Consider the following 20,364-nt stretch of genomic DNA (forward strand, 5'->3'; position numbering starts at 1 on the left):
GCCCAAGCCCGAGCCTGCCCCCGCCCCGGCGGCCGTTGTCGCAGCGCCCGCCCCGGTGACGGCACCCGCACCGGCCTCTGGTGGCTTCTTCGGCTGGCTCAAGCGCCTGTTCGCTGCCCCCGAGCCCTTCACGGCAACGCCGGTACCGGCCCCCGTAGCAGCGCCGGTGGCCCCTGCCGAGCCCGAATCCAAGGGCGGCAACCGCAACAACGGCCGCCGTGATGGCAACCCGCAACGCCGTGGTGACCGCAACGAGCGTGGTGGTGAACGTGGCGAAGGCCAACGCAACGGCAATGAGCGCCGTGGTGGCCGTGGCGATCGCAACGAGCGCGCCGAACGCCCGGTGGGTGAAGGTGAAGCTCGCGAAGAGCGCCAGAACCGTGGTGGCCGTCGAGGTGGCCAGCGCGAAGAGCGCGCCACTCAGGAACTGGCCGCTGGCGGCAACGCCGAGCGCGAAGGCCAACGTGACGGTCAGCGCGGTGATGGTCAACGTGGCGATGGCCGCCGCCGCCGTGGTGGCGAACGTGGCCCGCGTGAGAACGCCGAAGGCCTGACGGTCGACACAGCCGATATCGGTACCACGCCCCTGGCCGTGGCAGATGCTGGCTTGAGTGATGAGCAAGCCTCCTCCGACGCTCCTGAAGCGCGTGAGGGCCGCGAAGGTGGCCGCCGCCGTCGTCGTGGTGGCCGAGGCCGTGGTGGCGAGCAGGAAGCCGGTGCCGTGGATGCCGTGAGCGCCGATGGCGATCAGGCCGGAACGGACCGTGACGAGTCCACCTCCGCTGCCCCGGAAGGCTTCACTGAAGGCCAGGCCGACGAAGACGGTAACCGTCGTGGCCGTGGCCGCGACCGTGATCGCGGTGGCCGCCGTGAGCGCCGCGAGCAGACCGACGAGGCCCTGACACTGTCTGTGCCGTCCGCGAACGACGCCGGTACTGGCCCGTTCAGCCTGGCTGCCGAGGCGCCTGCCGAAGCCAGCCCGGTGGTGGCAGCCCAGCCCGTTGAGGCCATCGAGCCCGTGGCCCCTGCCGCCGCCCTGGTGCAGCCCGAGCCGGTCCAGCCCGCCGTGCCTGCCGTGCCCGCGTACGAGCTGCCCCTGACCGACCTGAGCGCCCTGGCGACGCAGGCCGGCCTGGAATGGGTGCAGTCCGACGCGGACAAGATCCGTGCCGTGGCCGAAGCCATCGCCGTCGAGCCGCGCCCCGTGCACGTGCCCCGCGAGCGCAAGCCGGCGGTGGTGCTGGACGAAGGCCCCCTGGTGCTGGTCGAGACCCGCAAGGATCTCTCCCAGATCCGCCTGCCTTTCGAAACGACAGAGACGGCCGCCTGATCCAGACGGCTCATCGCCCCCACAAAAGCCCGGCCCTGCCGGGCTTTTTTCATGTCCGCTCGGCAAGGTTGGCCGTATGGGGTCCCATGGGTTTTCACCTATGCGACATGATGTTGACGTTAACGTCATGCATGCGTCTAATGAGGGTCCACACGATCACAAGAATGGTCGGCGTGCCGCCTCACGCCTGTCCAACCCCAGGAGATCCGCATGGCGCTCAGTTCTCTCGCGACATCGCCCCCCGACCAGACCGCCCTGCAGGGAAGCGGCCAAGGCCCGGCAGCACCCCGCCCCCAGGACGACTTCATCTCGGCTCCCACACGGCTGATGGCGACAGCCCAGCGCCTGGGCAAGCAAGATGCCTATCTGACGCGCGGGCCGAAGGTGTGGGAGGCCACCTCCTGGCAGGACTACGGCGCGCAAGTGGCCAACGCCGCACGGTCCTTGCTCAGCCTGGGCGTGCAGCATGGTCAATCGGTGGCCATCCTGGGGTTCAACCGCCCGGAATGGGCCGTCATGGCTTTCGGGGCGATGTCCATCGGCGCGGTGCCCGCCGGCATCTACTGGACCAGTTCCACCAAGGACATCGAGCACGTGCTGAACCACTCCGGCGCCTCGGTGCTGCTGGTGGACGATGACGAGCGCCTGGCCAAGGCCCGGGCCTGCCAGGACCGTGTGCCCGGCCTGCAGCATGTGGTGATGATGCGCCGCGACACCCCTGCCCCGGCCAGCGTGCTGCCGTGGGAGGCCTTCATGGCGCGAGGGCAGGATACCGCCCTGGAAGCCGAGCGCGTGGCCAGGCTGCAGGCTTTGCGCCCTGAAGACATCGGCTCCCTGATCTACACCTCGGGCACCACCGGCCCCTCCAAGGCGGTGGTGCTCAACCATGGCAACCTGGCCTGGACGGCCGACATGCTGGGGCGCACGGCCGGCGCCGCCCAGCAGGACCACATGCTGTCCTACCTGCCCTTCGCCCACATCGCCGAGCAACTGGGCTGCCTGCACAACCAGGCCTGCAACGGCTTCACGGTGTACTACGCACGCAGCATGGAAGAACTGGGCGACCACCTCAAGGAAGTGCGCCCCACCATCTTCTTCGGCGTGCCACGGGTGTGGGAGAAGATGCAGGCCGCCATCGAGGACAAGCTGCGCCAGGCCACCGGCCCCAAAGCCGCCATGGCCCGCTGGGCCCTGGGCATCGGCCGGCAATGGCACGCCGCGGTGCTGGACGGGCGGCAGCCCGGCGCCTGGCTGAACCTGCGCAAGCGCCTGGCCACCCGCCTGGTGCACGACAAGGTCAAGGCCGCCCTGGGGTTCGACCGTGCACGCCTGCTGATCTCGGGCGCCGCCCCGATCGCCCCTGACAAACTGCGCTTCTTCACGGGCCTGGACCTGGTCGTGCGGGAGCTCTACGGGCAATCCGAGGCCTGCGGCCCCTCCACCCTGAGCCTGGAAGGCCAGACCCGGCTGGGCTCGGTCGGCAAGGCGCTGCCGGGCACCGAGATCCGCATCGGCGACGATGGCGAGGTGCTGATCCGTGGCCCCCACATCTTCCAGGGCTACGGCGGGCAGCCCGAGGCCACGCGCGAGGCGCTGGACAACGGCTGGCTGCGCAGCGGTGACCTGGGCCACATCGATGCCGACGGCTACCTGTTCATCACCGGCCGCAAGAAGGACCTGATCATCACCTCGGGCGGCAAGAACGTGTCACCGGGCAACATCGAGGCAGCACTGATGGACACGGCGCTGATCGAGCATGCCGTGGCCTGCGGCGACGGGCGCCACTACCTGACCGCGCTGCTGACGCTGGACCCGCAGGCGCTGGCCGCCTTCGCGCAGGCCAAGGGCCTGCCCGAGCCCCTCAACGCACTCTACGACCATCCCGAGGTTCGCAAGGCTCTGCAGGCCGCCGTGAACCAGGTGAACGAGCAGCAGGCGCGCGTGGCGCACATCCGCAAGTTCGCTGTGCTGCGCCAGCCGTTCACCATCGAGGGCGGCGAGATCACCGCCACCATGAAGGTCAAGCGCAAGGTGGTGATCGACCGCAACCAGGCTGTGATCAGCGGCCTCTACGCACAGGCGGACAGTGCCGGCTGAGCGGAGCACCATCAGGGCTGGGCTTGCGGGTACACCGCAACCACCCTGCCCTGATGATCACTTGTCGGCCGCTCAGGCCGGCAGCCTGGACAGCGCCTGCTGGTAAGGCGCATGCAGCATCAACTCGTCCCAGGGCATGGACGCGGTCTGCGGCAGCAGATCCAGGCGGCGCGCCTCGCTGTCGGCGCTGGGCGTCCATTCGCCACGGGCCTGTGCGGCCTGCAGGCCATCAAGCAAGGCATCCACCGGGGCGCCGCCCTTGAGCGACTGGTTGCACAGCAGCACCAGATCGCAGCCGGCATTGAGCGCGGCAATGGCGCCCTGGGTATGGCTGCCGGCCACGCTGGCACCTTCCATGCTCAGGTCATCACTGAAGATCGCGCCGGTGAAGCCCAGGCGGGCGCGCAGGATGTCCTGCAGCCATCGGGCGGAGAAGCCAGCAGGCTGGCTGTCCACCTTGGGGTAGATCACGTGGGCGGGCATCACGCTGGTCAGCACGGTGCTGAGCCATTCGTAGGGCTTGGCGTCATCGGCCAGGATGGCTTTCAGGCTGCGCTTGTCGACCGGGATCTCCACGTGCGAATCAGCTTTCACGAAGCCGTGCCCAGGGAAGTGCTTGCCGCAGTTGGCCATGCCCGCGTGCAGCAGGCCCTGCATCACGGCGCGTGCCAGGGTGGTGGCCACACGGGCATCGCCGTTGAAGGCACGGTCGCCGATGACGGTGCTGCCGCCCCAGTCTAGATCCAGCACGGGCGTGAAGCTCAGGTCCACGCCACAGGCGCGCAGCTCGGCGGCCAGCACATAGCCGCAGGCACTGGCCGCGTCCATCGCGGCCATGGCGCCGTGGCCGGCCGGCTGCTTGCCATCGTTCATCCACATGTCGCCCAGGGCACGCATGGGCGGCAGGTGCGTGAAACCATCGGTGCGGAAGCGCTGCACGCGGCCACCTTCGTGGTCCACGCTGATCAGCACATCGGGGCGAATGGACTTGATCTCGGCGCACAGGGCCGTGACCTGGGCCCGGCTCTGCCAGTTGCGCCCGAACAGGATCAGGCCACCGGTGAGCGGGTGCTTGAGGCGGCGGCGATCGTCGTCATTGAGGCTCAGGCCCTCGACATCGAGCACCACCGGGGCGTGGGCCACGGCATCGTGCTCGGCGGAAGAAAGGCGGGCGGAGGGTGTCTTCTTGGCCATGGGTGACAGTGGGGAATGAATCTGGGGTGTTCAGGATGCTTGCGTTTCCACGACAACGAAGGCCAGCGCGTGGTCCACCTCGTCGGTGACGGTGACATGGGCCTTCCAGCCCCTGGCCTCGAACCAGGGCAGCAACTCGCCGCGCAGCACGATCTCCGGGCGGCCGCTGGCGGCGTTGAGCACCTGCACGTGGCGCCAGGTCATGGGCCAGCGCATGCCCAGGCCGATGGCCTTGGAAAACGCTTCCTTGGCAGCAAAGCGCGTGGCCAAGTAGCGCAGGCCGCGAGCCGGCACGCGGGCGGTGCGTTGGCGGTACACCTGTAGCTCCTCAGGGCCCAGCACCTTCTCGGCAAAACGCTCGCCCTTGCGGCTCAGCGTCGCCTGGATGCGGCGGATGTCGCACAGGTCGGTGCCGATGCCGACGATCATGCGCGGCGGCTCCGGGCTATCTCGGCCTTGAAATCGCCGATGGCCTGGCGCAGGCCCACCATCAGCGCGTGGCCGATCAGCGCATGGCCGATGTGCAGCTCCAGCACTTCAGGCAGCGCGGCAACCAGAGCGGTGCTGCTGGTGCGTGCCTGCTGCGGCATCCAGGGCATGGCGGGGCCGGTGTCGCTCAGCGCCAGGCCATGACCGGCGTGCGTGCGCAGACCCAGCGAGCCGGCATGGCGCAGGCCGCGCACCAGGCGGTCCAGCTCAGCCTGCACGGCCGCGTCGTCTTGCGCCCACCAGGCGTTGGCCAGGGCACCGGTGTGCAACTCCACGCAAGGCGCGCCGGCCTCGGCCGAGGCATCGATCTGGTCCAGGTCAGCACCGATGAACAGCGACACGCGGCTGCCGGCCGCGCTCAGGCGCCCGCAGGCATCCTTCACACGCGCCAGTTGCCCACGCACATCCAGGCCGCCTTCGGTGGTGACTTCCTGGCGACGCTCGGGCACCAGGCACACATGCTCGGGCTGGATGTGCTCGATCAGGCCGATCATCTCGTCCGTCACGGCCGATTCGAAGTTCAAAGGCGCCTTGATATGTTCCTTCAAGCGCGCGACATCGTCGTCACGGATGTGGCGGCGGTCTTCACGCAGGTGGAAGGTGATGATGTCCGCGCCCGCCTCCACCGCCAGCTGGGCCAGCGCCACGGGGTCGGGGTACAGGCCGCCGCGCGCATTGCGCACCGTGGCCACGTGGTCGATGTTGACGCCCAGCAGCGCGGCGTGGGTGTCGGTCCATTGCAGAGGGGAAAGGCTCATGTTTGCTGAAGGTCCATCATCAACTGCCGCGTGCGCAGCGGCTGCGGCCCTACATGATAGTGAAGGACGATGCGAAGCACCGAGCGCAGGCCGGACGATCCCAGGGCGCAAGCCTGCAGCAGCGGCTCGGGCAACCCGTCGGCATCGGCCTCGAAGGCCGGCTGCAGCACGGATTCGAGCTGGCGCATCAGCCAGCCGGGCAAGGTGGCGTCATCGGCCTGCGCCTCGCACACACCCAGCTCCGGGTGCAGCGTGTAGAGCACGTCGTCATTCACTGGCTGCCCGCTGGCACTGTGCAGGGACAGATCCGGCAGATGTCCCAACTGGCGCAGCACCATCAGCTCGAAGGCCCGCAGCGCGGCATGCAAGGTGCCCGGCAAGGTCAGCGCGGGCAACAGATCCACGTAGGCATCGAACAGGCGTGGCAGGTGATCATGGCGCGGCAGCAGGCGCATCAGCAGCTCGTTGGCGTAGAAGCCCGGCAGCAAGGCATCACCACCGGGCCAGGCTGGCCCGCCGGCCCATTCGGCCTGGCGCAGCAGCCACACTTCCACATCCTGCCCCTGCTTGGCGCCGAAGGCCACCGACAGGCGCTGGAACGGCAGCAGCACCGGCCGCAACTGCGAATACGGCCGCTTGGCGCCCTTGGCCACGGCCACCACACGCCCATGCGCGCGCGTGAACAGGTCCAGGATCAAGCTGGACTCGCTCCAGTCATGGCTGTGCAGCACGAAGGCCGCGGTGGCCGCGCGCGTCTTCACTCGTAGCCGTAGGTGCGCAGGCGTGCGTCGTCATCGGCCCAACCGGAGCGCACCTTCACCCAGATCTCCAGGAAGACCTTGGTGTCCAGCAGACGCTCCAGTTCGGTTCGGGCTTCGGTGCCGATGCGCTTCAAGCGCTCGCCCTTGTCACCGATCACCATGCCCTTGTGCGAATCGCGCTCGACGACGATGGACGCGGCAATGCGCAGCAACGGCCGGCCATTGGGCTTGTCCGAGGGCTCCTCGGTGTAGGTGTCGATCACCACGGTCGAGGTATAGGGCAACTCATCGCCGGTCAGGCGGAAGAGCTTTTCACGGATGATCTCACCGGCCAGGAAGCGGTCGGTGCGGTCGGTCAGGGCCTCTTCGTCGTACCACCAGGCCTGCTGCGGCAGGTAGGGGCGCACGATGTCGGCCAGGCGGCGCACGTCATCGAGCTTCTGGGCCGACAAGGGCACGAACTCGGCGAACGGATGGTGCGTCTGCATCTGCTGCAGCCAGGGAAGCAGGTCCGCGCGCAGCTTGACGGCATCGAGCTTGTTGGCGATCAGGAAGACCGGCTTGTCCTTGGGCATCAAGGCCAGCACCTTGGCATCGTCCGGCCCGAAACGGCCGGCCTCAACCAGGAACAGAACCACATCCACATCGGACAAGGTGGCCTGCACCGTCTTGTTCAGATTGCGGTTGAGCGCCGCCGTGCCCTTGACGGTGTGGCGCGTCTGAAAGCCCGGCGTGTCGATGAACACGAACTGGCTGTCACCCTCGGTGCGGATACCGGTGATGCGATGGCGCGTGGTCTGCGCCTTCTTGGATGTGATGGACACCTTCTGGCCCACCAGCGCGTTCATCAGCGTGGACTTGCCCACGTTGGGGCGCCCCACGATGGCCACCAGGCCGCAGCGCTGCGCCGATGCAGGCACCTGCTCGGCGCCCTGCCCCTTCTTGGCCATGGCCAGGTTGGCCAGCATGGCATCCAGGTCGGGGTTCTGTTCGGGAGAGTTGTCGTCGGGCGTGGCCATGGGCAATGCGAAATCCAGGAGTCAGTGGGGCCGGGAAAAACAAAAAAACGCGCGGCGAGCGCGCTCAGGAAGCGTCGGTGGCCTGCAGACGCTCCAGCGCTTTCTGGGCCGCAACCTGCTCGGCCGCACGGCGGGAGGCCCCCTCGCCGCTGACCGACCAGCCCTGCGACGCCAACTCGCACACCACCACGAAAACCTGCGCATGGGCCTTGCCCTTGGTGGCTTCGATGCGGTAGCCGGGCAAAGGCAGTTTGCGCCCTTGCAGCCATTCCTGCAAGGCGGTCTTGGCGTCCTTGCACCAGACCTCGGACGTGGTCTGCAGCACCAGCGGTTCGAACAGCCGCAGCACCAGCGCGCGGGCAGCCTCAAAGCCACCATCGAGGTAGACGGCACCGATCACCGCCTCGAGCGCATCAGCCAGGATGGAGGGGCGCTGCGCCCCACCGCCCTTGGCCTCGCCTTCGCTCATGCGGAGCACTTCGGGCAACTGCAGCGACACGGCCAGCTTGTGCAGCGTGTCCTGGCGCACCAGGTGGGCCCGCACGCGGGTCAGATCGCCCTCGTCGTTGCGGTCAAACTGCTTGTACAGCAGGTCGGACACCGCCAGGTTGAGCACCGAATCGCCCAGGAACTCCAGGCGCTCGTTCTGCTCGGCGCCGAAGCTCTTGTGCGTGAGCGCGCGGCGCAGCAGGCCACTGTCAGAGAACTGATGGCCCAGCCGCGCCTGCAGCGCGTTCAGAGGATGGGCAGAAGCGGAACCGTGCGGCGAGGCCGGCGGCTGCGCGGCGGCCCCGCGACGTGTCACCGTGAGTGGCCCTTGAACTTGATCACCAGGTAGACCGGGTCGAACAGCTCGATTTCCTTGTCGTAGGCGAAGCCGATCACGATCTTGTCGTTGTCCTTAGTGATCTCGAGATCCTTGCTGGTGATCGACTCGATGCCGTATTCGACAGACTTGCGCTGCTCAAAGGCTGTACGCACCTCCTGCACGCTGCTGGCGCCGCTCTTGGACACTGCATTGACCACAGACAGGATGGTGCGGTACTCATTGACAGCCGGGAACAGCTTCATCAGCAACACCGCCACCGCGCCCACGATCACAGCCCAGAACAGCAGCCCGAACAGGGTGATACCGCGCTGGCGGCGAGCAGGTGCATTCGATTGAATCGCAGGTTTCATCCTCGCCTCCATGAAACTCAGTTGAAGAATCCGACGCGCTTGAAATTGCCGAAGTTCATCCACACCACGAAGGCCTTGCCCACGATGTTCTCTTCAGGCACGAAGCCCCAGTAGCGCGAATCCTGGGAATTGTCGCGGTTGTCGCCCATGGCGTAGAAATAGCCCTTGGGCACCTTGCAGGTCACGCCTTCGCCGCTGTAGCGGCACAGATCCCGGTGCGGGAACTGCTCGATGGCCGGCTCGGGGATGTAGCCCGGGCGGTCCTTGTCCACCAGGATGCGGTGATCAGCCTTGCCCAGTTTCTCGGAGAACTGCAGCGTGTAGCGCATGCTGTCCTCGTCGTAGAACTCGGCCAGCGGCTGCTGCTGGATCAGCTGGCCATTGATGTAGAGCTTCTTGTTGAGGTAGGACACCTCATCACCGGGCACAGCCACCACACGCTTGATGTAGTCGATGCTGGGGTTGACCGGGAAGCGGAAGACGATCACATCACCACGTTCGGGGTTGTGGTTGTCCCAGATCTTCTTGTTGATCACCGGCAGACGAATGCCGTAGTGGTACTTGTTGACCAAGATGAGGTCACCGACCAGCAGCGTCGGGATCATCGAACCCGAGGGGATCTTGAACGGCTCGAACAGGAAGGAGCGCATCAGGAAGACGGCGCAGATCACCGGGAACAGGCCGGCGGTCCAGTCCAGCCACCAGGGCTGCATCAGCAACCTGGCACGGGCTTCCTCGACGTTGCCGTCGACCTGCGAGATGCCCTGCGAAGCCAGCTGCCCACGACGAGCCCGATCCTGCTCCAGCAAGCGCGCCGCGGCGGCCTCACGGGCCGGGCGGAACTTGTAGCGCTCGGCCAGCCAGTAGACCAGCGTCACCATTGTCAGGATGAACAACAGCAAGGCGAAATTGCCCTGCCAATGCCCCATGTACCAGCCCCCCAGGTACACGACCAGGGCCGCGTACAACACACCTGTGATCAAACTCATCAATCGTCCACTTGTAGGATGGCCAAGAACGCCTCTTGCGGCACCTCGACGGAGCCGATCTGCTTCATGCGTTTCTTACCGGCCTTTTGTTTTTCGAGCAGCTTGCGTTTGCGGCTGATGTCGCCACCATAGCATTTTGCCAGCACGTTCTTGCGCAGCGCCTTGATGTTCTCCCGGGCGATGATGTTGGCGCCGATGGCCGCCTGGATGGCCACGTCGTACATCTGGCGCGGGATCTGTTCGCGCATCTTGGCGGCCACGCCCCGGCCACGGTACTGGCTCTGGCTGCGGTGCACGATCATGGACAGCGGATCGACCTTCTCGCCGTTGATCATGATGTCGACCTTCACTACATCAGAGGCGCGGTACTCCTTGAACTCGTAGTCCATCGAGGCATAGCCGCGCGACACGCTCTTGAGCTTGTCGAAGAAGTCCAGCACGATCTCGGCCAGGGGCAGTTCATAGGTCAGCATGACCTGCTTGCCGTGGTAGGCCATGTTGAGCTGCACGCCACGCTTCTGGTTGGCCAGCGTCATCACGACGCCGACGTAATCCTGCGGCATGTACAGATGCACCGTGACGATGGGCTCGCGGATCTCGCGGATGCGGGCGATCTCGGGCATCTTGGATGGGTTCTCGACCTCCAGGATGGCACCATCGTTCATCTCCACCTCATAGACCACGCTGGGCGCGGTGGTCACCAGGTCCTGGTCGAACTCGCGCTCCAGGCGCTCCTGCACGATCTCCATGTGCAGCAGGCCCAGGAAACCGCAGCGAAAGCCAAAGCCCAGCGCTTGCGACACCTCGGGCTCGTAGCGCAGCGAACTGTCGTTGAGCTTGAGCTTTTCCAGCGCGTCGCGCAGCTGGTCGTACTCGCTGGCTTCGGTCGGGTACAGGCCCGCGAACACCTGCGGCTGGATTTCCTTGAAGCCGGGCAGCGCCTCGGTGGCCGGGCCGGCGTTGTTGGGCGTTTTCTTCTCGACCGTGACGGTGTCGCCCACCTTGGCGGCGGCCAGCTCCTTGATGCCGGCGATGATGAAGCCCACCTCGCCCGCCTTGAGTTTCTCGCGGTTCTCGTTCTTGGGCGTGAACACGCCCAGGTGCTCGATCGGGTAGACCGTGTTGGTGGCCATCATGCGGATGCGCTCACCCTTGTGCAGCGTGCCATCGACCATGCGCACCAGCATCACCACGCCGACATAGTTGTCGAACCAGGCGTCGATGATCATGGCGCGCGGCGGGCCGTCGGCATCGCCCTTGGGCGGCGGCATGCGCTCCACCACGGCCTCCAGGATCTCGTCGATGCCCATGCCGGTCTTGGCCGAGCACGGAATGGCGTCCGTGGCATCGATGCCGATGACGTCTTCGATCTCTGATTTGGCCTGATCCGGATCCGCCTGCGGCAAGTCCATCTTGTTGAGGACCGGGATCACCTCCACGCCCAGTTCGAGCGCGGTGTAGCAGTTGGCCACCGTCTGCGCCTCGACGCCCTGGCTGGCATCGACCACCAGCAACGCGCCTTCGCACGCCGATAGCGAGCGGCTGACTTCATAAGAGAAGTCCACATGGCCCGGCGTGTCGATCAGGTTGAGGTTGTAGACCTTGCCATCCTTGGCCTTGTACTGCAACGCGGCGGTCTGGGCCTTGATGGTGATGCCGCGCTCGCGCTCGATGTCCATCGAGTCAAGAACCTGGGCCTCCATCTCGCGATCACTGAGGCCGCCACAGCGCTGGATGATGCGATCAGCCAGGGTGGATTTGCCGTGATCGATGTGGGCAATGATGGAGAAATTACGGATGTGATTCATAAAAAAAAGGCACGTCGAAACGGGTGACGCGCCTTCCAACAAAAACGTATGGCAACTGCTTGTTGGACTTTCATTGTAGCCAAAAGCATCCTTGGCAAGCCCCTTCAGACCGGGGCCAAAGGGGCGTTGCCCACAGCCTACAAGGCTGTTTTGCACAACTTATCCACAGGTCTTTGTGAACAAATCCAGGCGGGTTTCGCGTCGGGGGAGGATTGTAGCGAATCCCTCGGAGCCGCTTTTCAGCGCCCCCTCACCCCGCCCTCAACTTATTAACACGACGGGGCTGGGTCCTGTCGCGATGCAGCAAAATGAAAAAACGTTGGTTTTTTCACAAAGAGAAAAATCCGGGACGACGGGAGGGTCGCCCTGGACAGGCTGGCCTCAGTTGTTGGGGCGGATCACGGCGTACTGCGCCCACTCGCCACGGCGCACCAGCACGCTCACGGGCCGGCTGCGGTCCACCTTGGCCAGCACGGTCTCGAACTGCTTGACGTCGGCCACCTGCACGTTGGCGATCGCCAGGATCACATCACCTTCACGCAGGCCGGAACGCGCGGCTGGCCCTTCTGCATCGATCACCAGCACGCCGCCGTTGACCTTCAGATCACGCTTTTGCTCGGCGCTCAGGTTGGCAAGCTCCAGGCCCAGCACGGTGCCTGCGAGCTTGGCCTCTGACTTGCCCGGCGCGCTAGGTGCACCAGCTGCAGCCGCCTGCTTGGGCTTGTCGTCGAGCTCGATCACATTGACCGACAGGTCCTTGTAGGCACCGCGACGGAACACCTGCAGCGTGGCCTTGCTGCCCGGCTTGGTGGCGCCCACCAGGCGTGGCAGATCACCGGCCTTGTCCACCACCACGTTGTTGAAGCGCGTGATGATGTCGCCGGCCTCCAGCCCCGCCTTGTCGGCCGGGCCACCAGGCTCGACCATGCGCACCACGGCGCCTTGCGGCTTGGCCAGCCCCAGCGAATCAGCCACTTCCTTGCTGACCGGCTCGATGGACACGCCGATGCGGCCACGCACCACCTTGCCATTGGCCCGCAGCTGATCGGCCACGCGGATCGCATCGTCAATGGGGATCGAGAAGGATATGCCCATGAAGCCGCCCGAGCGGCTCAGGATCTGCGAGTTGATGCCCACCACCTCGCCACGCATGTTGATCAGGGGGCCGCCGGAGTTGCCGGGGTTCACGGCCACATCGGTCTGGATGAAGCGGATCTCTTCACCCGTGTCACGCGACTTGGCGCTGACGATGCCCGCGGTGACGCTGTTCTCCAGCCCGAAGGGCGAGCCGATGGCCATCACCCATTCGCCCACCTTGAGCTTGCTGACATCGCCCACCCGCACGGCGGGCAGATTGGGCGCCTCGATCTTGACCACGGCCACGTCGGTGCGCTTGTCCACGCCCACGATCTTGGCCTTGAGCTCGCGCTGGTCCGTGAGCGTGACGTAGACCTCGTCGGCGCCATCGACCACATGGGCGTTGGTCATGATGAAGCCATCGGCCGTGAGGATGAAGCCCGAGCCCACGCCACGCGGGCGCTCTTCGCTTTGCGGCTCGGCGTTCTCGCCCTTGCCCTTGGGCTTGTTCTGCTTGGGCACGGGCTGGCCTGGCAGCGGCATGCCGAAGAAGCGGCGGAAGAACTCCTGCATCTGTTCGTCCATCTCACCGGTGCCGGGGCGGCCCACCTGCACACGCTGCGTGGTGCGGATGTTCACGACCGAGGGGCCCACCTTGTCAACCAGATCGGTGAAGTCAGGCAGGCCACGCACGATGGGCGCGGCCGGCGCCACCGCGGTACCGGGTGCCGCTTGCGCCTGGGCAGACAGGGGCATCAGCGCGCCACCGGCCAGCACGCCCGCCATCGACATCACGACCCCTGCACGTGACAACGCTGTCAGGCGGGGCATGGACTGGGAAAAGATCGACAAGGTCATGGACGAAAGCCTCGAATGAGAAAGAAACGTCTGAAACTCGAAGTGTGAACCACAGTTCAGTGCCTTGAAGGCACGAATCGTTGCCAGGACGGTAAACAGGCGGTAAACGTAGCTAGCTCATGCGCTGGGCGCATGAGGCGCCAACCCGTCATGGCCGCGCAAACGCGCCCGCGAAACGCACGACCGTGGCCGCCGGTACATCACCCACCACCGTGAGCCACCAATCGCCCACACGGCGCTTGAGCGTTTGCGTGGCGCCCTGGGCCAGCATCATCTCGCGGCCATGCCGGCGGGCATCGAAGGGCTCGATGAACACCGAGACATGGGTAACACCATCACCGAACACGGCCTGCACCACCTCGGAGGCCTGCGCGGCCGGCTCGCTGGTGGCCAGGGATGGCGGCATGCCCGAGGCACCACGGCGCACACAGGTCAGCAGGCGAAAGCCGGGGGGCAGGTCATTGAGCTGCCAACCCTCTTGCTGCAAGGTGGTCTTCTTGAGGTCGCTGCGCACCACGCGCCAGCCCCCCAAGGATTTGGCATCCGGCATGGTCCAGCCGCGGGCCACAGTGGGCCCCACGTTCACCTGAGTGAACGCCGTCCATTCCAGCACCTGGCCGCTGGGTGCGAGTGTTTCCGCTCGCAAAACCAGGCCCGAGCGTTGCTCGGCCCACACCCGCTGCCCGTACCGGAACTGATCACGCGCGCGCAGCAGCAGCACGGTCGAGGCGTGGCCTGCCCAGCGTTGCTGACCGGCGAGGTCGATCTGGTAGAAATCGGCCACGCGTTCGTCGAACTGCGCCCAGGGCCGGGGCATGCCCAGCAAGGCACCACGCTGCTGCACGAGCACGGTCTTCTTGTGCGGCCAGAGGATCTGGATGTCGTCGTTGTGGCGGTAGATCTGGCGCTCAGGGCCATCGAGCGGTTCGATCTTCTCGAACAGTTCCTCACCGCTGACACGATGGCTGACCTGGACGCTGCTGGAGCGCCCTGCCGAGCTCATCATCACAGTGCCCTCGTAGCTGCTCTGGCGCTCGGCCTGGCCGATAAGGCGCAGCCATTGCGCCGGGCTGGCGAAGTCAGAGGGTGCCGGTTGGGTGCCCCCCTGGCTGGCCGCCACCGAGCCGGCGTGCGCCATGCTCAAGGACAGGCCCAGGGTCAGGCCGCAAGCACGCAGGCCGTGGCGGAAAAGCTGGAATGGCATTAAATGGCTGGTCACTCGTCCACGGGCCCTTCAGCGCGGGGGATCAGCGACCTGCGGGGGCCTCGAACGCGACGCTGCGCACCAGGCCAGCAGGCGGGACGAAGCTGCCTGTGGCGGCCAACTCGCGATGGGCTGCCAGGAACTCATCGAGCTGCGGGTCACGGATGATGACCATGTTGCCTGCGCGCTCGACGGCGGTTTCCGTGGCACCACGGGTGAAGGAAGCCTGTGCAGGCTCAGCCGGATGACGCGTCATCGAGCTGTCAGCCACCAAGCCGGAGCGCAGCGCAGGCGCCAAGGCCGCTTCTTGCCCCACCCAGGCTTGCGCGCCCACGGGGATCACGGCATCGCGGCCACCCTGGGCCAGCACGAGCGAAGCGCCTCCTTCCACGCCATCCTGGGGTTGCAGCGTGGTGACGACAGCACCCAGGACCATGACAAAGCCGGCAGCCACGGCCACGGGGCCCGTCCAGCGTCGGCGGCGCAGCGGGTAAGACAGGTTGGCCACCGCAGGTTCGGTGTCGGCCACAAGGGCTGCCGCACTGGCGGCGACCATGGCCGCGGGCGCCAGCACCACGGGCTCCTGGGCCAGGCGTGCCCGGAAGGCTTCCAGGAAGGCCTGGTCGGAGCCGGCGTCTTGCGCCAGGGTGTCCGAGCGCATCACGTCGCCGATCAGCTGATAGGCGTGCCAACGCTCGCGCACCTCGCGCTGGGAGCGCCACACCCCGCAGGCCTGGGCAATTTCGTGCTCGGTCGCCTGCCCATCGGCCAGCGCCGACAGGGATTCAAAGGAATTCGCTTCGTCGTCAAATGGGAGATCAGACATGACGCACACCCCGGTTCAGACACAACGTCGATTCAACAGACACCGCACAGCAAGAAAAGTTCACAAGCACGAGCACCATTTGTGGACAAACCCACGAAAAAACCACCTGAACAGGGTTTACCAGCGCTTGCCCTCGCGGGTGTCCAGCAATGGTTTGAGCTTCTGCGAGATGGCCTCACGCGCGCGGAAAATCCGCGAGCGCACGGTGCCGATCGGGCAGTTCATGAGTTCGGCAATGTCTTCGTAGCTCAGGCCTTCGATTTCACGCAGGGTGATCGCCTGCCGCAACTCGTCTGACAACGCTTCGATGGCTTCGTTCACTGTGCGGGCGATCTGCCGGCTGGCAAGCACCGATTCAGGGGTCTCGCCGTCGGTCAGCTCGTTCTCGACACGCGACACATCATCATCGTCGTCGCCGCTGCTGGCCAGCGCCGACTCAGACACCAGCGGATCGCGCTTGAGCTGCATCAGCGCCTTCTTGGCGGTGTTGACGGCGATGCGGTAGAGCCAGGTATAGAAAGCGCTTTCGCCACGGAACTGCGGCAAGGCGCGGTAGGCGCGGATGAAGGTTTCCTGGGCGATGTCCTCGACCAGATCCACATCACGCACCATGCGGGCGATCAGGCGCTCGATGCGGCGGCGGTACTTGACTACCAGCATCTCGAAGGCGCGCTGGTCACCCTGCTGCACCCGGGCGACGAGCGCGGCATCCACATCCACCGAGGTTTGCGCAGGCGCCACCGGCCCCGTGACACCCGAGGGCTGGCCACCATCCGGCGGAGAACGGTCGGGCGGCGTCATGCCGGCCTCCTGGCTGTTGGGGGCAATACGATTTTCTGTGATTCGCACCGTGCCAATGATGCCATCTTCAGCAGCGCGTGCTGCTCATCGGCCGGCACAAGCCCTTCGCGGCCAGAGCCTGACATCAGCCGCCAGCGCCATGGGCCTTGCAGGGATTGTTCATCGACCCACCGCCACTGAGGCGCCGAACGCGGCGCTTGCAGGCGAACCAGCACACCGAAGCCCAGATCGGCCTTCACGTGCAGCTCGATGGGTTGACCGGACTCATCGGCCCAGCGCAGCGAAGCTCCGCCCTGCCCTGTGGCCTGGCTTGCCACCCGCCAGTACAGCGTGCGGGCAGGCTGCCTGCGCAAGCCGGTCAACCAGCGAAAGGCCGACACCGCCCAGGCCAACACACCAGTCCCAGCCAGGAGCACCCAGCCCCAGCCCGTCCGCCCTTGCAGGGCATCAAAGACCAGGCCAGCCCACCAGACCAGCGCCAGGGCACCCATGGCGAGCGCCAGCCCGCGTGCGAGAGACACCGCCACACGCGGCGATGCCGGCATCAGCCATTCCTGGCCAGGGGCATCGGGCGAGCGGTGGCGGCGTTGCGGACTCAAGCGCGCTTGAACACCAGCGAACCGTTGGTGCCGCCGAAGCCGAAATTGTTCTTCAGGGCCACGTCGATCTTCATTTCACGCGCGGTGTTGGCGCAGTAATCCAGGTCGCACTCGGGATCCTGGTTGAAGATGTTGATGGTGGGCGGCGAGATCTGGTGATGGATGGCCAGCACGGTGAACACCGACTCGATGCCACCGGCACCACCCAGCAGGTGACCCGTCATGGACTTGGTGGAGTTGACCACCAGTTGCTTGGCGTGGTCACCGAAGGCCAGCTTGATCGCGTTGGTCTCGTTGACATCGCCCAGCGGCGTCGAGGTGCCGTGTGCATTGAGGTACTGCACTTGGTCGGCATTGATGCCGGCATTTCGCAGTGCGCCCTGCATCGAGCGCTTGGGGCCGTCCACATCGGGTGCGGTCATGTGATAGGCGTCGGCGCTCATGCCGAAACCGACCAGCTCGGCGTAGATCTTGGCGCCACGGGCCTTGGCGTGCTCGTACTCTTCGAGCACCATCACGCCAGCACCCTCGCCCAGCACGAAGCCATCGCGGTCCTTGTCCCAGGGGCGGGACGCGGTAGCAGGGTCATCGTTGCGGCCGGACAGCGCGCGGGCCGCAGCGAAACCGCCGATGCCCAGCGGCGACACGGTGGATTCGGCACCGCCGGCCACCATCACGTCGACATCGCCGTACTCGATCATGCGCGCGGCCTGACCGATGCTGTGCAGGCCAGTGGTGCAGGCCGTCACGATGGCCAGGTTCGGGCCCTTGAAGCCGTACTGGATCGAGACGTGCCCGGAAATCATGTTGATGATCGAGGCCGGCACGAAGAACGGCGAGATGCGGCGCGGGCCTTTCTCGGTGTAGTCCTTGTGGGTTTCCTCGATCAGCGGCAGCCCGCCGATGCCCGAGCCCACCAGGCAGCCGATGCGCTCAGCCTGTTCAGGCGAGAGGGCATCGCCCGTAGGCAGGCCGGAATCGCGCACCGCCTGCATGCTGGCAGCCAGGCCGTAATGGATGAAGGTGTCCATGTGGCGGGCTTCTTTCGCGGAGATGTACTCCTCGATGCTGAAGCCCTTGACCTCACCGGCGAACTTGGTCGCCATGGCCGAGGCATCGAACTTGGTGATGTTGGCGATGCCGGACTTGCCCGCGATGAGATTGGTCCAGGACTCATCGACCGTGTTGCCCACGGGGGTGACGAGGCCCAGGCCGGTGACGACGACGCGACGACGGGACATGCTTGGGTAGAAACTGATGTTCGAGAGAAAAGACGGACAAGGCCCCGAAGGGCCTTGGTCGCGGATCGGGAAGATCAGGCCTTCACGTGGCCCTTGGCGTAGTCGATCGCCAATTGCACGGTGGTGATCTTCTCAGCCTCTTCGTCGGGGATCTCGATGCCGAACTCGTCTTCCAGAGCCATCACCAGTTCAACGGTGTCCAGGGAATCGGCACCCAGATCGGCCACGAAGGCCTTTTCGTTGGTGACTTCCGACTCGGCAACGCCCAGTTGCTCGGCAATGATCTTTTTGACGCGTGCTTCGATATCGCTCATGACTCCTCCAGGAGGGTGGTAACAAGGGGCAGATTCTACCGGCGGAAACGAGACAAATTGGTTTCAGCCGGCAGGACGGGAAATTGAGATGCCCCCAACAGATCTCAATACTTCAATTCATGAACATGCCGCCATTCACATGGATTTCACTGCCAGTGATGTAAGCGGCTGCGGGCGAGGCCAGAAAGGCCACGGCCTCGGCAATGTCTTGTGGCTGACCCAGGCGGCCCAGCGGAATCTGTGTCTTGAGGGCAGCGTGCTGCTCTTCGCTGAGCGCGCGGGTCATGTCGGTGTCTATGAAACCCGGCGCCACGCAGTTGACGGTGATGTTGCGGCTGCCCAGCTCGCGCGCCAGGGCGCGCGTCATGCCAGCCACGCCGGCTTTGGAGGCCACGTAGTTGGCCTGACCAGGGTTGCCGGCCGCGCCCACCACCGAGGTGATGTTGATGATGCGGCCTTGGCGCTGCTTCATCATGGGGCGCATCACAGCGCGACTGAGGCGGAACACGGACTTGAGGTTGGTGTCGATCACCGCCTCGAAATCCTCGTCCTTCATGCGCATGGCCAGGGTGTCACGGGTGATGCCGGCGTTGTTGACCAGCACGTGCAGCCCGCCGAATTCCTTGACGATGCTGTCGATCAGCGCTTCGGACGCGGCGGCATCCGTTACGTTCAGCACCACGCCACGGCTGCCGGCAAAGCCCGAAAGCGCTTCGGTGATGCCTTGCGCACCGTTTTCCGAAGTGGCCGTGCCGATAACAGTGAAGCCGCGCTGTGCCAGCGTGCGGGCGATGGCCTGGCCGATGCCTCGGCTGGCGCCGGTGACCAGCGCGATCTGTGCGGTGTTCTCGCTCATGCCAGCAGCCCCTTCGCATCCTGCAGCGAGGCCGGGTCAAGCACGGCGGCCGACACCAAATCACCGTCGATGCGCTTGACCATGCCCGCCAGCACCTTGCCGGGGCCGCATTCGATCACATGCGTCAGGCCGCGTGCCTTGAGCGCCTGGATGGTTTCGACCCAGCGCACCGGGCCGAAGGCCTGACGGTACAGGGCGTCGCGGATCGCATCCGCATCGGCGGCCACGGCCACGTCGATGTTGTTGATCACGGGGATGGCCGGCACGGCAAAAGGCGTGGCAGCCAGTTTTTCCTTCAGGCGCTCGGCGGCCGGCTTCATCAGGCTGGAATGGAACGGCGCCGACACAGGCAGCGGCAACGCGCGCTTGGCGCCAGCGGCCTTGAGCACCTCGCAGGCCTTCTCGACACCCGCCTTGGTACCGGCGATCACGGTCTGCTTGGGATCGTTGAAGTTCACGGCCTCGACAGCCTCGCCCGACAGCTTGGCGGCCTCCAGGCAGCCGGCCTTCACGGCCTCGGCGTCCAGGCCGAGGATGGCGGCCATGCCACCGGTGCCCACGGGCACGGCGTCCTGCATGGCCTGGGCGCGAAAGCGCACCAGGGGCAGCGCGTCCTTGAGCGTCAGGGCGCCGGCGGCCACCAGGGCGGTGTACTCACCCAGCGAGTGGCCAGCCACGGCAACGGGCACCAGGCCCGTATCAGCCTGCCAGGCGCGCCAGGCAGCCACACCGGCCGTGAGCATCACGGGCTGGGTGTTGGTGGTCAGGTCCAACTGTTCCTTGGGGCCCTGCGCGATCAGGGCCGCAACATCTTCGCCCAGAGCCTCGGAGGCTTCGACCAGGGTGGCGCGCACGGCGGGGTGATCGCCCCAGGCGTCCAGCATGCCCACCGATTGGGAGCCTTGTCCAGGAAACACGAATGCGAAAGCGGTCATGGCGTGTTGTGGTCTTGTTGTAGGTGTGA

General features: G+C 65.9%; 19 protein-coding genes and 1 pseudogene. 2 read left to right on the forward strand and 18 right to left on the reverse strand.

Annotated features, from left to right (window positions below; genetic code table 11):
• Both WAQ08_RS20545 and WAQ08_RS20550 read left to right on the forward strand, forming a co-directional pair.
• A pseudogene (locus WAQ08_RS20545) lies at positions 1 to 1,330 on the forward strand (ribonuclease E/G); the annotation flags it as partial.
• Between the two features lie 210 nt (positions 1,331 to 1,540).
• Entirely contained in the window at positions 1,541 to 3,427 is a 1,887-nt protein-coding gene (locus WAQ08_RS20550; RefSeq protein WP_422194314.1) for an AMP-dependent synthetase/ligase, read from the forward strand.
• 72 nt (positions 3,428 to 3,499) lie between these two features.
• Here the strand turns inward: WAQ08_RS20550 and nagZ are convergent, their stop codons facing one another.
• The 18 genes from nagZ to fabD form a co-directional block, all read right to left on the reverse strand.
• Positions 3,500 to 4,621, reverse strand: coding sequence for a beta-N-acetylhexosaminidase (gene nagZ, locus WAQ08_RS20555; RefSeq protein ID WP_422194315.1), 1,122 nt, complete (start codon positions 4,619 to 4,621; stop codon positions 3,500 to 3,502).
• Positions 4,622 to 4,651: 30 nt separating this feature from the next.
• Entirely contained in the window at positions 4,652 to 5,050 is a 399-nt protein-coding gene (acpS, locus tag WAQ08_RS20560; RefSeq protein ID WP_422194317.1) for a holo-ACP synthase, read from the reverse strand.
• Positions 5,047 to 5,868 (reverse strand): pyridoxine 5'-phosphate synthase, encoded by an 822-nt coding sequence (locus WAQ08_RS20565; protein WP_422194319.1) that lies wholly within the window; start codon positions 5,866 to 5,868, stop codon positions 5,047 to 5,049. The genes acpS and WAQ08_RS20565 overlap by 4 nt, the downstream gene beginning before the upstream one ends.
• A complete protein-coding gene (gene recO / locus WAQ08_RS20570) occupies positions 5,865 to 6,629 on the reverse strand; it encodes a DNA repair protein RecO (RefSeq protein ID WP_422194321.1) in 765 nt (254 codons plus the stop codon). The genes WAQ08_RS20565 and recO overlap by 4 nt, the downstream gene beginning before the upstream one ends.
• On the reverse strand, positions 6,626 to 7,579 hold the full coding sequence (era, locus tag WAQ08_RS20575; protein WP_422194407.1) for a GTPase Era: 954 nt from the start codon (positions 7,577 to 7,579) through the stop codon (positions 6,626 to 6,628). Before era ends, recO begins: the two co-directional genes overlap by 4 nt.
• A 133-nt stretch (positions 7,580 to 7,712) precedes the next feature.
• Positions 7,713 to 8,387, reverse strand: coding sequence for a ribonuclease III (rnc, locus tag WAQ08_RS20580; RefSeq protein WP_422194409.1), 675 nt, complete (start codon positions 8,385 to 8,387; stop codon positions 7,713 to 7,715).
• Positions 8,388 to 8,449: 62 nt separating this feature from the next.
• Positions 8,450 to 8,827, reverse strand: a complete 378-nt coding sequence (locus tag WAQ08_RS20585; protein WP_422194323.1) for a DUF4845 domain-containing protein — start codon at positions 8,825 to 8,827, stop codon at positions 8,450 to 8,452.
• A gap of 17 nt (positions 8,828 to 8,844) precedes the next feature.
• Positions 8,845 to 9,816, reverse strand: coding sequence for a signal peptidase I (gene lepB / locus WAQ08_RS20590; RefSeq protein WP_422194325.1), 972 nt, complete (start codon positions 9,814 to 9,816; stop codon positions 8,845 to 8,847).
• Complete coding sequence (gene lepA / locus WAQ08_RS20595; RefSeq protein WP_422194327.1) at positions 9,816 to 11,624, reverse strand: translation elongation factor 4; 1,809 nt, start codon at positions 11,622 to 11,624, stop codon at positions 9,816 to 9,818. The genes lepB and lepA overlap by 1 nt, the downstream gene beginning before the upstream one ends.
• A 381-nt stretch (positions 11,625 to 12,005) precedes the next feature.
• The gene (locus tag WAQ08_RS20600) at positions 12,006 to 13,559 is read right to left on the reverse strand and encodes a DegQ family serine endoprotease (protein ID WP_422194329.1); all 1,554 of its coding nucleotides are present in this window, start codon (positions 13,557 to 13,559) and stop codon (positions 12,006 to 12,008) included.
• Positions 13,560 to 13,707: 148 nt separating this feature from the next.
• Positions 13,708 to 14,763, reverse strand: coding sequence for a MucB/RseB C-terminal domain-containing protein (locus WAQ08_RS20605; protein WP_422194330.1), 1,056 nt, complete (start codon positions 14,761 to 14,763; stop codon positions 13,708 to 13,710).
• 43 nt (positions 14,764 to 14,806) lie between these two features.
• Positions 14,807 to 15,589: a sigma-E factor negative regulatory protein gene (locus WAQ08_RS20610; RefSeq protein WP_422194332.1), complete on the reverse strand. Its 783-nt coding sequence runs from the start codon at positions 15,587 to 15,589 to the stop codon at positions 14,807 to 14,809.
• Positions 15,590 to 15,706: 117 nt separating this feature from the next.
• The gene (gene rpoE, locus WAQ08_RS20615; protein WP_422194333.1) at positions 15,707 to 16,390 is read right to left on the reverse strand and encodes an RNA polymerase sigma factor RpoE; all 684 of its coding nucleotides are present in this window, start codon (positions 16,388 to 16,390) and stop codon (positions 15,707 to 15,709) included.
• Complete coding sequence (locus WAQ08_RS20620; protein ID WP_422194335.1) at positions 16,387 to 16,989, reverse strand: hypothetical protein; 603 nt, start codon at positions 16,987 to 16,989, stop codon at positions 16,387 to 16,389. Before WAQ08_RS20620 ends, rpoE begins: the two co-directional genes overlap by 4 nt.
• On the reverse strand, positions 16,986 to 18,230 hold the full coding sequence (gene fabF / locus WAQ08_RS20625) for a beta-ketoacyl-ACP synthase II (RefSeq protein WP_422194337.1): 1,245 nt from the start codon (positions 18,228 to 18,230) through the stop codon (positions 16,986 to 16,988). Before fabF ends, WAQ08_RS20620 begins: the two co-directional genes overlap by 4 nt.
• Positions 18,231 to 18,304: 74 nt before the next feature.
• Entirely contained in the window at positions 18,305 to 18,544 is a 240-nt protein-coding gene (gene acpP, locus WAQ08_RS20630; protein WP_125243554.1) for an acyl carrier protein, read from the reverse strand.
• A 112-nt stretch (positions 18,545 to 18,656) separates the two neighbouring features.
• Positions 18,657 to 19,400: a 3-oxoacyl-ACP reductase FabG gene (gene fabG / locus WAQ08_RS20635; protein ID WP_422194339.1), complete on the reverse strand. Its 744-nt coding sequence runs from the start codon at positions 19,398 to 19,400 to the stop codon at positions 18,657 to 18,659.
• The gene (gene fabD / locus WAQ08_RS20640; protein ID WP_422194341.1) at positions 19,397 to 20,335 is read right to left on the reverse strand and encodes an ACP S-malonyltransferase; all 939 of its coding nucleotides are present in this window, start codon (positions 20,333 to 20,335) and stop codon (positions 19,397 to 19,399) included. Before fabD ends, fabG begins: the two co-directional genes overlap by 4 nt.
• Positions 20,336 to 20,364: the final 29 nt, after the last annotated feature.

Origin of the sequence: Aquabacterium sp. (assembly GCF_049274795.1) — a bacterium.
Lineage (GTDB): Bacteria > Pseudomonadota > Gammaproteobacteria > Burkholderiales > Burkholderiaceae_C > Aquabacterium.

What these genes read in the sequence shown, in the direction of transcription:
- WAQ08_RS20550 (WP_422194314.1), top strand. Translation starts at nt 1,541, where the DNA reads ATGGCGCTCAGTTCTCTCGCGACATCGCCCCCCGACCAGACCGCCCTG.
- nagZ (WP_422194315.1), bottom strand. Translation starts at nt 4,621, where the DNA reads ATGGCCAAGAAGACACCCTCCGCCCGCCTTTCTTCCGCCGAGCACGAT.
- acpS (WP_422194317.1), bottom strand. Translation starts at nt 5,050, where the DNA reads ATGATCGTCGGCATCGGCACCGACCTGTGCGACATCCGCCGCATCCAG.
- WAQ08_RS20565 (WP_422194319.1), bottom strand. Translation starts at nt 5,868, where the DNA reads ATGAGCCTTTCCCCTCTGCAATGGACCGACACCCACGCCGCGCTGCTG.
- era (WP_422194407.1), bottom strand. Translation starts at nt 7,579, where the DNA reads ATGGCCAAGAAGGGGCAGGGCGCCGAGCAGGTGCCTGCATCGGCGCAG.
- WAQ08_RS20585 (WP_422194323.1), bottom strand. Translation starts at nt 8,827, where the DNA reads ATGAAACCTGCGATTCAATCGAATGCACCTGCTCGCCGCCAGCGCGGT.
- lepB (WP_422194325.1), bottom strand. Translation starts at nt 9,816, where the DNA reads ATGAGTTTGATCACAGGTGTGTTGTACGCGGCCCTGGTCGTGTACCTG.
- lepA (WP_422194327.1), bottom strand. Translation starts at nt 11,624, where the DNA reads ATGAATCACATCCGTAATTTCTCCATCATTGCCCACATCGATCACGGC.
- WAQ08_RS20600 (WP_422194329.1), bottom strand. Translation starts at nt 13,559, where the DNA reads ATGACCTTGTCGATCTTTTCCCAGTCCATGCCCCGCCTGACAGCGTTG.
- WAQ08_RS20605 (WP_422194330.1), bottom strand. Translation starts at nt 14,763, where the DNA reads ATGCCATTCCAGCTTTTCCGCCACGGCCTGCGTGCTTGCGGCCTGACC.
- WAQ08_RS20610 (WP_422194332.1), bottom strand. Translation starts at nt 15,589, where the DNA reads ATGTCTGATCTCCCATTTGACGACGAAGCGAATTCCTTTGAATCCCTG.
- rpoE (WP_422194333.1), bottom strand. Translation starts at nt 16,390, where the DNA reads ATGACGCCGCCCGACCGTTCTCCGCCGGATGGTGGCCAGCCCTCGGGT.
- fabF (WP_422194337.1), bottom strand. Translation starts at nt 18,230, where the DNA reads ATGTCCCGTCGTCGCGTCGTCGTCACCGGCCTGGGCCTCGTCACCCCC.
- acpP (WP_125243554.1), bottom strand. Translation starts at nt 18,544, where the DNA reads ATGAGCGATATCGAAGCACGCGTCAAAAAGATCATTGCCGAGCAACTG.
- fabG (WP_422194339.1), bottom strand. Translation starts at nt 19,400, where the DNA reads ATGAGCGAGAACACCGCACAGATCGCGCTGGTCACCGGCGCCAGCCGA.
- fabD (WP_422194341.1), bottom strand. Translation starts at nt 20,335, where the DNA reads ATGACCGCTTTCGCATTCGTGTTTCCTGGACAAGGCTCCCAATCGGTG.